This is a genomic window from Pseudomonas oryzagri, assembly GCF_020831405.1.
Classification (GTDB): domain Bacteria; phylum Pseudomonadota; class Gammaproteobacteria; order Pseudomonadales; family Pseudomonadaceae; genus Geopseudomonas; species Geopseudomonas oryzagri.
This window is the reverse complement of record NZ_JAJHPU010000037.1, coordinates 28,135-41,289: the sequence shown is the minus strand read 5'-3', so window position 1 is coordinate 41,289 and position 13,155 is coordinate 28,135. Positions and strand designations below refer to the sequence as shown.

At 68.7% G+C, this 13,155-nt stretch carries 8 protein-coding genes; 1 reads left to right on the top strand and 7 read right to left on the bottom strand.

Features of this window, described 5'->3' with window-relative positions:
- Window positions 1–116: 116 nt before the first annotated feature.
- The 5 genes from LMJ29_RS12895 to LMJ29_RS12875 all read right to left on the bottom strand — a co-directional run bounded on the left by LMJ29_RS12895 (window position 117) and on the right by LMJ29_RS12875 (window position 7,927).
- Window positions 117–1,487 (bottom strand): tyrosine-type recombinase/integrase, encoded by a 1,371-nt coding sequence (locus LMJ29_RS12895; protein ID WP_229605925.1) that lies wholly within the window; start codon window positions 1,485–1,487, stop codon window positions 117–119.
- 467 nt (window positions 1,488–1,954) lie between these two features.
- The gene (locus LMJ29_RS12890) at window positions 1,955–5,023 is read right to left on the bottom strand and encodes an error-prone DNA polymerase (protein ID WP_229605924.1); all 3,069 of its coding nucleotides are present in this window, start codon (window positions 5,021–5,023) and stop codon (window positions 1,955–1,957) included.
- The gene (locus LMJ29_RS12885) at window positions 5,020–6,429 is read right to left on the bottom strand and encodes a Y-family DNA polymerase (protein ID WP_229605923.1); all 1,410 of its coding nucleotides are present in this window, start codon (window positions 6,427–6,429) and stop codon (window positions 5,020–5,022) included. The genes LMJ29_RS12890 and LMJ29_RS12885 overlap by 4 nt, the downstream gene beginning before the upstream one ends.
- 7 nt (window positions 6,430–6,436) lie before the next feature.
- Complete coding sequence (gene imuA, locus LMJ29_RS12880; protein WP_229605922.1) at window positions 6,437–7,054, bottom strand: translesion DNA synthesis-associated protein ImuA; 618 nt, start codon at window positions 7,052–7,054, stop codon at window positions 6,437–6,439.
- Between the two features lie 417 nt (window positions 7,055–7,471).
- Window positions 7,472–7,927, bottom strand: a complete 456-nt coding sequence (locus LMJ29_RS12875) for a carboxypeptidase regulatory-like domain-containing protein (RefSeq protein WP_229605921.1) — start codon at window positions 7,925–7,927, stop codon at window positions 7,472–7,474.
- Window positions 7,928–8,144: 217 nt separating this feature from the next.
- Between LMJ29_RS12875 and LMJ29_RS12870 the strand changes: the two genes are divergently transcribed.
- Window positions 8,145–8,873, top strand: coding sequence for a Crp/Fnr family transcriptional regulator (locus LMJ29_RS12870; protein ID WP_229605920.1), 729 nt, complete (start codon window positions 8,145–8,147; stop codon window positions 8,871–8,873).
- Window positions 8,874–8,964: 91 nt separating this feature from the next.
- Here the strand turns inward: LMJ29_RS12870 and LMJ29_RS12865 are convergent, their stop codons facing one another.
- Together LMJ29_RS12865 and LMJ29_RS12860 are read right to left on the bottom strand one after the other, a co-directional pair.
- Entirely contained in the window at window positions 8,965–11,253 is a 2,289-nt protein-coding gene (locus LMJ29_RS12865; RefSeq protein WP_229605919.1) for an ATP-dependent DNA helicase, read from the bottom strand.
- Window positions 11,250–12,890 carry a VRR-NUC domain-containing protein gene (locus LMJ29_RS12860; protein WP_229605918.1) on the bottom strand — a complete coding sequence of 547 codons (1,641 nt, stop codon included), beginning with the start codon at window positions 12,888–12,890 and terminating at the stop codon, window positions 11,250–11,252. Before LMJ29_RS12860 ends, LMJ29_RS12865 begins: the two co-directional genes overlap by 4 nt.
- Window positions 12,891–13,155 lie beyond the last annotated feature (265 nt).

Sequence of the window (13,155 nt, the reverse complement as noted above, 5' to 3'; positions counted from 1 at the left end):
TCAGCTCGGCATGCGCGGGCATTGGAGCGTTCGGTGGCGATGTGCATGACGTAAATCGGAGGGCTGGTAGTGCGGCGGCATACGGTGAGTCGACCTTTTTTGGGGGGGGATGGTGTTTATGCCTGTTTGGTCGTCACTACGTTGTCGGTGCCGGGGTGGGTCAGTACGCCTAGGCGGTCTCCGAGCAGGCGCCAAGCCGCTGCCATCTCTACGGTGTAGCTGTGCCGCTGATAGGTGCGTTTCACTTTGTTTTCTTCGGTGTGATTAAGGCAGCGCTCAGCTACCTCTGGAAGGACGCCTAGGGCAGTCATGATGGTGGCGCCAGTGCGGCGTAGATCGTGCGGGGTCCACTTGCCGCCGGGGAGCAGAAGGGCCTGTGCCTTGGCACTGCGGCGGCTCATAGCGCCCTGCTCAGGATGGCGCTGACGGTCGCCTAGTTGCTTGGTCACTGTCTTGGAGTTCACTGGGCCAGTGTTGTCAGTGTTTGGGTAGCACCAAGGTGACGCGCCGTTGATCTCCCGCACTCTCTGGAATTGTTGGGCTGCGAACGTGGAGAGGGTGACGATGTGTGCTTTGCCGTTCTTGCTGTTCTCGGCCGGGATCAGCCACGTGCCTTGATCCCGGTCGAAGTGCTCCCAGCGTGCAGCGAGTAGCTCACCGATCCGGCAGCAGGTGGAAAGGGCAATCCAGATCGCTGCCTCTGTGGTGATTAATAGGCCAGCTTCAGGGGCTTGTTGAGCCAGGATGCGGATCTCATCGTCGTTCAACACGCGATCGCGCTCGACATCTTTACCTCCGATCTTGGCCTTGCGGATGCTGGCGCTGGGGTCATGCTCAATCAGGTCGCGATCAACGGCGAATCGAAACATCTGACGCATCAGACTGAAGATCAGCTTGGCCATTCGATTGACACCGCGAGCGAGAAGGGCATCGGTCACTTCCGTCAGGTGGCCCTTTTTTACTTCCGCCACTGCCATATTGCCCAACAAGGGCAGAACGTCCTTTTCGAACATCCGGCGGACCTCTGCGCCGCCGTCCTTGCGGTTGATCAGATCTACTTTCGTCCAGTGCTCGAACAGCTCTCTGACGGTCTTGCGGGCAGCTTGACGGGCTTGTTCTGCTTCTGCTGCGGTCTTCTCCGCAGCCAGGCGAGCCAGCTCTGCATCGCGGGCGGCAATACGCGCAGCCTCTTCAGCCTCTAGGTGTTCCCGTAGGTTGCGAATGCCACTTTGATAGAGGCGTGACCACTCGCCCGCCTTGGCCCGTGCCTCCTTGAGTGTCAGCCCATCTGTGCCGGATGGGTCGTAGGCGCCGATGGGCAGAAATACGCGTTCGCTATTGGCGTCTGTGTATCGGAAGTAGAAGAGGCGTTCTCCACTAGGGCGAATGCGTGCCATGAACCTGCCGCAGCCGCGTGCTGCGTCTTCGATGAGCCAAGACGCTTTGCTTGGCTTTGCGCTCATCTGTTTGTCAGTAATCGTGGCCACTGCCATTCCCCTCCAAGCTGGTCACCGTTGGGTCACCGTTTCTTGCTTGCTGTGAGTGGATGCTAGCAGACGTCAAAAGACTTGAGTAGGAGGTGATTTTCTAGGAAAATCAATGGTATTGCTGAATTTATAGGCTATGCTTTCCACTAATGGTTGAATTTTCACCCTCATGGGGTGCAAGGGGTCGAGTGTTCGAATCACTCCGTCCCGACCAAAAAACCCTAAAAAAGCTCAAGCCACTTAGTGTCTTGAGCTTTTTTTATGTCCGTCGGAAAGGCGTCTGCTAGGCAATTTGCCGATGTCGGTGGTCAATCAGGATTGGCTACGTGGGGATCTGCCTGGTTGCCGCACCTCCATATAACGCCCCCATAGGCTCGATGGTTCGCGGCCGAGTCCTGTACCGGTCACCGCAAGAGCATTCCGCCCGATCCACTCCGGATGGTGGCTCGCTGCCCAGAGTTACCGCCTCATCGAAAGTCTCGGCTGCATACATCCAGGCCGAGCAGCAGCGCCGTCAGGTCGGTCAGCCGGCCGGCGATCAGGTGGCGCACGCCATCCGCTGCCTCCAGATGGCCGTCGATGCGCAGCATCTGCGCTTGCACCAGTACTCGTCGCTGGCGCTCGGCCAGGTGGTGCCAGACCACCACGTTGACCAGGCCGAACTCGTCCTCGAGGGTGACGAAAATCACGCCGCTGGCGGTCTGTGGGCGCTGGCGGCCGATCACCAGGCCGGCGACGCTGACCGGGCGTCCGGGTTCGACATCGGCTAGCTCACGCGAGCTGCGGCAGCGCCGCGCCCTGAGCTGGCCGCGCAACAGTGCCAGCGGGTGCGGGCCCAGGGTGGTGCCGAGGGTGGCGTAGTCGGTGCGCAGGTCCTCGCCGACCGAGGGCAGGGGCAGGTTCACCGGCGCCTCGCGTGGCGCGGCCTGGCCTGCGAACAGCGGCAGTTGCGGCTCCACGCCGGCTACCGCCCAGCGTGCCCGGTGTCGATGGCCGGCGAGGCTGCGCAGGGCGCCGGCGTCGGCCAACCGCTCGCGGGCGCGGGCGTCCAGCCCGGCGCGCAGGCTCAGGTCTTCGACATCGGCGAACGGACTGGTCTGCCGCGCGGTCTCGACACGCCGCGCCTCCGCCTCGCGCAAGCCGCGAATCATGCGCAGGCCCAGGCGGATCGCCGGCTGCGGTTTGCCGCTGTCCTCCAGGCTGCAATCCCAGTCGCTGTAGCGCACGTCCACCGGACGCACCTCGATGCCGTGGCGGCGGGCGTCCTGCAGCACCTGGTCGGGGCTGTAGAAACCCATCGGCCAGCTGTTGATCAGCGCGCAGGCGTAGGCCGCCGGCTCGTGGCATTTCAGCCAGCAGCTGGCGTAGGTGAGCAGGGCGAAGCTGGCGGCGTGGGACTCGGGGAAGCCGTAGCTGCCGAAGCCCTCGATCTGCCGGAAGATGCGCTCGGTGAATTCGGGCGTGTAGCCCTTGGCGAGCATCCGCGAAGTCAGCCGCTGGCGGTGCGGCTCCAGGCCGCCGTGGCGTTTCCAGGCGGCCATGCTGCGGCGCAGCTCGTCGGCTTCGCCCGGGGTGTAGTCGGCGGCGACGATGGCCAGCTCCATCACCTGCTCCTGGAACAGCGGCACGCCGAGGGTGCGCTCGAACACCGGTCTCAACGCCTCGGAGGGGTATTGCACCGGCTCCTCGCCGTTGCGCCGGCGCAGGTAGGGATGGACCATGTCGCCCTGGATCGGCCCGGGGCGGACGATGGCCACCTGGATCACCAGGTCGTAGAACGTCCGCGGACGCAGGCGTGGCAGCATGGCCATCTGCGCCCGCGATTCGATCTGGAACACGCCGATGGTGTCGGCGCGGCCGATCATCGCGTAGGTCGCCGGATCCTCGGGCGGCAGAGTGGCCAGGGTCCAGCGCGTGCCGCGGTAACGCTCGATCAGCGCGAAGCAGCGACGCAGCGCGCTGAGCATGCCCAGGGCGAGGACGTCGACCTTGAGCAGGCCGACCAGGTCGAGGTCGTCCTTGTCCCACTGGATCACCGTGCGCTCGGCCATGCTGGCGTTTTCCACCGGCACCAGGGTCTGCAGCGGATGCTCGGAGATCACGAAGCCGCCCGGATGCTGCGACAGGTGGCGGGGAAAGCCGATCAGCGAGCCGGTCAGCGCCAGCACCCGGCGCAGCAGCGGGTTGGCCGGATCGAAGCCGGCTTCGACCAGGCGTTCGGTGGGGGGCGTCCGGTCGCTCCAGCGGCCGCAGCACTCGGCCAGGGCGTTCACCTGGTCCGGCGGCAGGCCGAGGGCCTTGGCCACGTCGCGCACCGCGCCGGCGCAGTGGTAGGTGCTGACCACCGCGGTGAGCGCGGCACGCCCGCGGCCGTAGCGGCGGAACACGTACTGGATGACTTCCTCGCGGCGTTCGTGTTCGAAGTCGACGTCGATGTCCGGCGGCTCGTTGCGCTCGCGGGAGAGGAAGCGCTCGAACAGCAGCTTGCTGCGCGTGGGGTCGAGTTCGGTGATGCCCAGCACGAAGCACACCGTGGAGTTGGCGGCCGAGCCGCGCCCCTGGCAGAGGATGTGCTGTTCGCGGGCGAAGCGGACGATGTCGTGGACGGTGAGGAAGTAGCTCTCGTAACCCAGCTCGGCGATCAGCGCCAGTTCGTGCTCGATCTGCGCGCGGGCGCCCGCCGGCACGCCGTCCGGCCAGCGCGCGCGGGCACCCTGTTCGACCAGTGCGCGCAGCCAGGCGGTGGCGTCGTGGCCCGCGGGCACCAGTTCGTGGGGGTATTGGTAGCGCAACTGGCCGAGGTCGAAGGTGCAGCGGGCGGCGATGCGCAGCGTCTCGGCGAGCAGCTGCGGGGGGTACAGCTCGGCCAGTTCCGCGCGCCGGCGCAGGTGGCGCTCGCCGTTGGCGAACAGGTGGGCGCCGGCCTCGGCCACCGGCAGGTGGTGGCGGATGGCGGTCATGCAGTCCTGCAGGGCGCGGCGGCCGCGCGCGTGCATATGCACGTCGCCGCAGGCCACCGGCGGCAGGCCGCAGTCCGCGGCCAGTTCGAGCAGGCGGCGCAGGCACGCGGTATCGTCCGCGCTGCGGTGCAGTTCGATGCCGAGCCACAGCCGCGCCGGGAAGCGTTCGCGCAGCCAGGACGCGTGGTGGACATCGTGCTCCGCCAGCCAGATCGCCAGCAGGCCGTCCAGTGGTTCGGCGAAGTCCTCGCGCAACAGCCGATAGCGACCTTTCTCGGCACGTCGTCGGGCGACGGTGATCAGGCGGCACAGCGCCTGGTAGCCGGCGAGGTTCTCGGCCAGCAGGACCAGCTTGGGGCCATCCTCGATGCGCATCTCACTGCCGACGATCAGCGCCAGGCCGGTGTCCTTCGCGGCCTGCCAGGCGCGCACCATGCCGGCCAGGGTGCATTCGTCGGTGATCGCCAGGGCGCGGTAGCCGAGACGCGCGGCGCGCTCGAACAGCTCGCGGGCGCTGGAGGCGCCGCGCTGGAAGCTGAAGTTGGACAGGCAGTGCAGCTCGGCGTAGTCGCTCATGCGAACCAGCCGTGCAGCAGCAGCGGTCCTTCGCCGCCGACCGTGCGGAAGGCCCAGCCGCGCTGGCCGCTGCGGGTTTCCACCAGGTAGTAGTCGCGGCGCACGTCGCCGCCGTCCCACCAGCCGGACTCGATACGCTCCGCCCCGGCGAGGATGCGCAGGGACGCTTCGCGCAGCGCCAGCGGCTCGTCCAGCAGCCAGCCGGGCCGGGGGCCGCAGGGCGGCAGTGGCAGGGCCGTCGGTTGTGCCGTCCAGGCGTGCTCGGGGCGGTGGTCGGCGCGCGCCCCGAGACCGTGCACGGCCTCGTCGCCCAGGCGGGCGCGCAGACGTTCGCGCAGCTGCTCCCAGGGCAACGACTGCTGCGGGCGTTCGTCGAACAGCTGGCGATGCTCCGGGGTGAAGGGCGGCAGCTCGCGCGCCAGCAGGCGCACCGCCAGCACCGGCGCGGGTAGCTGCAGGTGCTCCAGACGGCCGCGGGTCAGTTCGAAGAGCATCCCCGCCTCGCGCTCGGCGCCGAGCAGGCCGACCGGCACCTCGCTGTCGGCCCGGTTGCGGTGCTCCAGGTGCAGGGTGAAGCGTTGCACGCCGCTGTCGCGCCCGGCGAGATAGGCGGCGAGATCGCCGGTCAGGCGGCGCAGCGGGAACAGCAGCGCCTGGTGCGATTCGACCTCGAAATTCAGCTCGATGCGGGCGTCGAACACATCCGGCGGTCGATAGAAGTCCAGCGCCAGCGGACGCAGGCCGAGTAGCGTATCGAGGTGGTCCAGAACGGCGGCGGGAAAGCGTTTCGCTAGGCCGTCGCGGGGCAGGGCGAGCAGCTGCTGCAGATGGCGCACGCCCATGCGAGCGAGGGCCGTGGCCACCTCGCGGGGCAGGCCGAGGCGCTCCACCGGGAGCCGCTCAAGCGTCTGGCGCAGGGTCTGGGTGTCGCTCACCGCCAGGCCGTCGTGGGCGTTGGCCAGCACCCGCGCGGCGGCCGGGTTGGGGGCGACGGTGATGCGATGGCGAAAGCCCAGCGCGGTCAGCTCCTCGCGCAGGCGCGCCTCGAAGCGCGGCCACGGGCCGAACAGGCCGAGGCTGGACTGCACCTCCAGCAGCAGGCAGCGCGGGTAGTGCAGGCTGACCTGGGCGCTGAAGCCGTAGGCCCAGGCGGCGAGGAGCTGCTGGCAGCGGTCGATCGCCGTCAGATCGTAGTCGGCGGTGGCGAAGTCGTGGCTCAGCGCCTGCGCGGCGCTCAGCGTCTGGCCGGGTTTCAGGCCGAGGGCGCGCGCCCCCGGGTTGACCGCCTGCAGCACGCGGCGCTGCGGCGGCCCGGCGAGCAGCGCCAGCGGCGCCTGGGCGTCGGCGCGCTGGCGCAGCACGCCGTCCATGGCCAGTTGCGGCAGCAGGATGCAGGCCCAGAGCATGGCCGCCTCACGACCAGGCGGCGGTTTGCAGCGGACGCGCCGGGGCCAGGCCGCCGCGACACTTGAGCACGCGCAACTGCGCCGGCCGGCCGTCGAGGACGAGGCGCAGGGCGGCGGGCGAGGGGTTCGCCGCCTCCGCCAGGGGACGGTAGGCGAAGGCCAGGGTCCGGCCGGTCTCGGCGGCCACCTGCAGGCGCCGCAGGGCGCGGTCGTCGGCCTGATTCGGCCAGCACAGCACGGCGCCGCAGCTGCCCGAGCGCAGGCACTGCTCGGTGGCCCACAGCGCGTCGCGGCCCGTCGCCTGGACGATGGCGAGGTGACGCAGGTCGACGCCGGCCGCCAGCCAGGCCTGCGGATAGGGCACATGGGGCGGACCGACCAAGACCACCCGTTCGCCGGCGGCGGTCAATCGCGCCAGGGTCGGCCACAGCAGGCGCAGCTCGCCGATGCCGGGGGCGGCGACGAGGATCTCGCTCAGCGCCGAGTCCGGCCAACCGCCAGCGGGCAGGCTGGCGTCCAGTTCGGCGTGTCCGGTCGGCTGGGCGGCGGACGCGGCAACGACCGCCTGGCCGCGCCAGACGCTGCGCGCATCCAGCAGGCGCTCGAGGGTGACCACGGATGTCATGGGGTGGGTGTCCATTTTGCTGTATATAAATACAGTATTTGGTGTGTTCAGACGGCGGTCAAGTGACGGGCACGAGTTCTACGCTCAGCTGGAAGCGCTCGCTGCGGAAGGGCCCAACGGCAGGGTCGGCAGAGTTTCATAGTCTGCTCGACTCTCCGGCATGCGGCGCGAGCCATCCTGCACGGGGGCGAGGACTTCAGCCGCGAGAGCCTGCGCGGTGTTCCAGCGACGCCGCACTTGCAGGGCGCTGCGCGACGAGAGGCCCGGATGGCACCCTGATCGCGTGGAAGAGGAGAGGAAGGCGCAGCGCCGCCAGGTTCTCGCTGCGCGGCACGGGTCTTCCAGGTGCGGAAGGGTTTTTGAGCTCGCGTCCCCGCTCGCCCTACGGCAACGAGGTCCACTGCGCTTCGGAGGGACTCAGCGCTCCTCATTCCAGTGGAGATTCACCGTGCCGACCGCTGCCGTTTTGAGATCGACGCTGCCGCGTTGCTCCTGGCCATTCTGGCTGGCGATGATCGAGTACTTGTCGGCCGGCAACTTGACGTAAACGATCGGGCCCACCTGGTTCAACGACACCACGGAGCGCCCATCGGCGGCCTGGATGACCACGTCGACATTGCTCAGATACTTGTTCTGCGCCCCGGCGGAAAAGGTCATGTGCAGGTTGTAACCCGTGACCTGCTTGAAGGCTTCCGACTCGTCCAGGCCAATGCCGCCCGACAGATAGGGAATGCCGTTTTGCTCGCGTGGCTGCAGCTGGACGGCCGAGCTATCGATCGGCGCGGTCTCGGCGGCCGGCGACAGCAGGGGAAGCGAAGTCAGCAGCAGGGCCAGGACGATGCTTGCCGGTTTGGGCGAGAGAAAGGGATTCATGATGAGTACTCCTCGCGTGTCTGCGGGCAGCATGGCTGTCGGCATCCCGGCAGCCATGGGTCCGCGACCAGATTGAAGCCGCCGGAGCGGCGGGTCTGTTCGCTAGCAAACATTGCCTCGCGCGGCCGCGCCGGTGGTCCGCTGCCCCGGTGGGCCGGTGCCGCTGAACTATTCTTGCTCGATCCCTGGAGAAGATCTTTCCAGCAAGGGAGTCGCCATGTCCGAGACACCCCCGTCGTTGCAGAATCTCCTTCTCGCCGCTCTGTCCGACGAGGTGCGCGAGCGCTTGTTGCCGCATCTGGAACAGGTGCCGATGCCGCTCGGTCAGGTCCTCTACGAGTCCGGGGGCTCAATGGGCTGCGTCTATTTCCCGATCGACGCCATCGTGTCGACCCTCTATGTGATGGAGAGCGGCGCCTCGGTGGAAATCTCGGTGGTGGGCAACGAGGGTTTCGTGGGTATCGAGGTCGTCCTGGGCGGCTGCAGTACGCCAAGCCGCGGGCTGGTGCAGGGCGCCGGTCACGCCTGGCGGCTGCCGGCCGTGCGCCTGCGCGAGGAGTTCGAGCAGCACGGCGAGCTGCAGCAGCGCATGCTGCGCTTCACCCAGGCGCTGGTCACCCAGGTTTCCCAGACGGCGGCCTGCAACCGTCACCACACCATCGACCAGCAGTTGTGCCGCTGGTTGCTCATGCTGCTCGATCGCCTGCCGGACAATCAGCTGACCATGACCCAGGAGCTGATCGCCAACATGCTCGGCGTTCGCCGCGAGGGGGTCACCGAGGCGGCCAGCAAGTTGCAGCGACTCGGCGTGATCGAGTACCACCGGGGGCATATCACGGTGCTCGACCGTCCCCGCCTGGAGCAGCTGAGCTGCGAGTGCTACGCCGTGGTCAGGAAGGAAACCGAGCGCCTGCTGCCCTGGATAGGGACGCGCAACGACCTTTGATGATGACCGCGTCGCCGCCCGGGTGCCGGGCAGGCGTGCCCCCGTGCAGCGGGCGGACGGCCGCCGTCCTCGCCGGCGGCGAACATCCTCGTCAGCAGCTCGTCAGCTGCACCGCCCACCAGCCCGGCAGCAGCTCGCGCACCCGCCCCTGGCGGAAGCGGTCGTCGAGCAGGTACACCACGCCCCGGTCGGCGGTGGTGCGGATCACCCGGCCGGCGGCCTGCACCACCTTCTGCAGGCCGGGGTACAGGTAGGCGTAGTCGTAGCCGCTGCCCTGGCCGAACATCTGCTGCATGCGCGCCTTGATCTCGTCGTTGACCTCGTTGACCTGCGGCAGGCCCAGGGTGGCGATGAAGGCGCCGATCAGGCGTTCTCCGGGCAGGTCGATGCCCTCGCCGAAGGCGCCGCCCAGCACGGCGAAGCCGATGCCTTGCGAGCGGTCGGTGAAGCCGTCGAGAAAGCCCTGGCGCTCGCCCTCGTTCATGCTGCGGGTCTGCGCGCTGGTCGGGATGTCCGGGTGCAGCACGGTGAACAGCTCGCGCACCTGCTGCAGGTAGGCGTAGCTGCTGAAGAACGCCAGGTAGTTGCCGGGCCTGGCGTGGAACTGCTCGGCCATGATCCGGCAGATCGGCGCCAGGCTGGCGGCGCGATGCTGGTAGCGGGTCGACAGGTTGCCGACGATGCGCACCTCCAGCTGCTCGGCGGCGAACGGCGACTCCACTTCCAGCCAGCGCGTCTCCTCGGGCAGGCCGAGCAGGTCGCGGTAGTAGTCGGCCGGGCGCAGGGTGGCGGAGAACAGCGTGGTGCTGTGGGCGTCTGCGAAGCGGCCGGCGAGGAACGGCGCCGGCACCACATTGCGCAGGCACAGGGTCGAGCGGCTGCGCTGCGCACGGGCGTCGTGGCGGGTGATGTCGAACAGCGAGTGCGGCCCCCAGGCCTCGGCGAGGCGGCAGAACAGCATGGCGTCCAGGTAGAACTGCAGCAGCGCGCGCTCGTTGCCGTCGGGCTGGTCGGTCAGGTGATCGGTGATCGCACTGACCGCTTTCTGCAGCGCGGCGACGAACAGGTCCGGCACGCTCGGATGGATCTGGTAGGCCTGCTCCTGATCGCGGTTGAGCTGGTTCCAGTGCCGGCCGACCCGCTCCAGCGGGCTCTTCAGGGCCGCCGGGGCCGCCTTGCGCATCTCCTGGAACACGGCCTGGTCCAGCTCCGCCGTGTACATGCCGCGCGCGCGCTCGACCAGGTTGTGCGCCTCGTCGACCAGCACCGCGACGCGCCAGTCGTTGAGCACCGTAAGGCCGTAGAGCAGGGCGCTCAGGTCGAAGTAGTAGTTGTAGTCGCCGACCACCACGTCGGCCCAGCGGCACAGCTCCTGGCTCAGGTAGTAGGGGCAGACCTGATGGGCGAGGGCGATCTCGCGCACCCGCTCCTGGGTCAGCCAGCGCTGTTCCAGAGCGGCCAGGCGGGCGGCCGGCAGACGGTCGTAGAAGCCCTGGGCCAGCGGGCAGGACTCGCCGTGGCAGCTCCTGTCCGGGTACTCGCAGGCCTTGTCGCGCGCCACGTGCTCCAGCACCCGCAGCGGCATGTCTGCCTCCTGGCGGCGCAGGCTGGCCAGGGCGTCCAGCGCCAGGCGCCGGCCCGGGGTCTTGGCGGTGAGGAAGAACAGGCGGTCGAGCTGCTGGCCGGGGAACGCCTTGAGCTGGGGGAACAGCGTGGCGAGGGTCTTGCCGATGCCGGTGGTGGCCTGGGCCAACAGCGTGTCGCCGTCGCGGGCGGCGCGATACACGGCCTCGGCCAGCTGGCGCTGGCCACGGCGGAATTCCGCATACGGAAAGCGCAGGCCCGCGAGGCTGGCGTCGCGCGCCGTGCGGTGCGCTTCCTCCTGGCGCGCCCAGGCGATGAAGCGCTCGCATTGCTGCTGGAAGAAGGCGTGCAGCGTCGCGGCGGCAAAGCGCTCGCGCAGCACCGTCTCCTTCTGGGTCAGCACGTTGAAATACACCAGCGCCAGTTCGATCTCGGCGAGCCCGCGGCTTTCGCAGAGCAGCCAGCCGTAGACCTTGGCCTGCGCCCAGTGCAGCTGGCGGTGGTTGTCGGGGATGCGCGCGACGTCGCCGCGGTGGGTCTTGATCTCTTCGAGCAGGTTCTGCGCCGGGTCGTAGCCGTCGGCGCGCCCGCTGACGAGCAGCTCCGGCTGCTCCGGGGTAGGCCAGGCGCCGGCCAGCGGCAGCTCGGCGAGGTAGTCCGGGCCGCGCCGGGCCACCACCGTCTGGTGGCCGGCGATGCCTTCCTGGGCGGTGGGCGAGGGGGTGAAGCGCAGGTCGAGGTCGCCCTGCTTGGCGGTGAATTCGCACAGCGCGCGTACCGCCACCGCGTAGCTCATGGCGCGGCCCAGCTCACGTAGCAGACTTCCACCGGCATGCCGTGCGCGGCGGCGAAAGCCAGCCAGCGCTTCTGGTTGTCCTGCAGGCGATCGCCCGGGCCTTTCACCTCGATCATCCGGTAGCGTCCTTCGTCCGGATAGAACTGGATCAGGTCGGGCATGCCGCTGCGATTGGCCTTGAGATCGCCCAGCAGGCGCTCGCAGCAGGCGCGCAGATGGGCGGCCGGGATGCAGTGCAGCGCCTGCTCGAGCAGCGCCTCGTCGAGCAGGCCCCAGAAAACGAAGGGCGACTGGATGCCGTGCTTGTCGCGATAGCGCGCGCGGATGTGTTCGGGATAGCTGCCGTCGTCCAGACGCTGCAGGCAGGCGGCGAACAGCCCGGCGCGGCGGGCGTGGAACTCGGCGCTGGAGAGGTCGGCCGGGCCGCTCTGGAAGGGGTGGAAGAAGGCGCCGGGCAGCGGTGCGAAGATCGCTTCCCAGCACAACAGGCCGAACAGGCTGCACAGCAGGGTGTTTTCCACGTAGTACACCGGCGCCTGCGCGCTATGCAGATGCGCGGCCACGGCCAGCTCGACGCTGCCGTGCGCGGGCGGCGCCAGCTGCAGTTCGATGCGCCGCTCCTCGAAAGACGGCTGGCGCGGCGGGGCCGGCAGGGCGAGCTTGCGGCGCAGGCGGGCGAGGGCGCGCTCGGCCAGCTGCGCCTCCTCGTCGCTGTGCGGCGCCGCCTGCACCGCCTCGGTCAGGGCATGCGCCTCGGCGTGGCGGGCGAGCTTCTCGAGGATGCGGATCTGCCGCCAGCGCGCCTCGGCATGCTTCGACCCGCGATAGATCGCCAGCGCCTGCTCCAGCTCGCCCTGCCTTTCCTGCTGCTGGGCGATCTGGAACAGCAGTTTGGCGTGGCGCGATTGCAGGTAGGCGTTGGCCGTGGCGAAGCCCTCCAGCGTGGCCAGCAGCGCCGGGGCCGGCTCGCCGGCCTCGAAGCGCAGGCGGTGCTCGCGCAACAGCAGGTAGTGCTCGACGTCGTCGCGGCTGCGGAAGGCGCGCGAGTCGGCGCCGATCGCCACCGGCTCGTAGCGGAAGATGCCGAGATCGGCGAGCACGAACTCCGACCAGTCCTGGCCGAGGTTGCCGAAGAACAGCAGGCGCAGGCGGTCGCATAGCTCGCCGACGGTCAGGCTGTACAACTGGTCGGTCAGCGCCGGACACCAGGCGGCGAAGGACTGCGCCGGCAGCCCGAGGGCCAGCAGCTGTTCGACCAGCTCGGCCTTCTTCTGCGTGGCGCGGCGGTCGGCCAGCGGCAGGTGGGCGAGCAGTTCGTCCTTGCGCAGCAGGGCGGCGAGCTCGGCGGCTTCCAGAGGCGCCTGGTCGCTGACCCAGCCCAGTTCGATCAACTGGCGCGCCGGCGCCTCGATGGCGCCGATCTCCGCATAGCTCAGCTTGCTGGCGCGAAAATGGCTACCCTGGCGCATCACCATGCGCACCAGCAGCGCCTGCGCGGGCCACGGCAGTTCGCCGAAGCAGGCGATGAAGCGACTTTCCTCGGCACTGAGCAGGTCGGCGTAGCGCGCACCGATCCAGTCCAGCGCCTGGCGGAAGTTGCTGAGGTAGTAGAGTTCGGGTGGCAAGGGCGCGGACATGGCTATGCTTGTCTGTATATGCGTCCAGCATTCTCCGTACCTGCGTCGATTAGTTCAACGCCGCTACGTCGGATGGCGCGGACGGGCTGGCCCTGTCGGCGCGCTGCGCCGACAATGGGAGCCATGGCAGCGGCGGTCGCCGTCGGGCACCGCGCTGCGGCTGGATGGCCATGCGCTCCGGAGTGGATCGCCCGTTTGGATAGCCACGCGATCTCCAGGTGAGTCCGGGTGGCGTCCGCTTTCCTGGTCCGTCGCCCTCAACGAC

What these genes read in the sequence shown, in the direction of transcription:
- LMJ29_RS12890 (WP_229605924.1), bottom strand. Translation starts at nt 5,023, where the DNA reads ATGAGCGACTACGCCGAGCTGCACTGCCTGTCCAACTTCAGCTTCCAG.
- LMJ29_RS12885 (WP_229605923.1), bottom strand. Translation starts at nt 6,429, where the DNA reads ATGCTCTGGGCCTGCATCCTGCTGCCGCAACTGGCCATGGACGGCGTG.
- imuA (WP_229605922.1), bottom strand. Translation starts at nt 7,054, where the DNA reads ATGACATCCGTGGTCACCCTCGAGCGCCTGCTGGATGCGCGCAGCGTC.
- LMJ29_RS12875 (WP_229605921.1), bottom strand. Translation starts at nt 7,927, where the DNA reads ATGAATCCCTTTCTCTCGCCCAAACCGGCAAGCATCGTCCTGGCCCTG.
- LMJ29_RS12870 (WP_229605920.1), top strand. Translation starts at nt 8,145, where the DNA reads ATGTCCGAGACACCCCCGTCGTTGCAGAATCTCCTTCTCGCCGCTCTG.
- LMJ29_RS12865 (WP_229605919.1), bottom strand. Translation starts at nt 11,253, where the DNA reads ATGAGCTACGCGGTGGCGGTACGCGCGCTGTGCGAATTCACCGCCAAG.
- LMJ29_RS12860 (WP_229605918.1), bottom strand. Translation starts at nt 12,890, where the DNA reads ATGTCCGCGCCCTTGCCACCCGAACTCTACTACCTCAGCAACTTCCGC.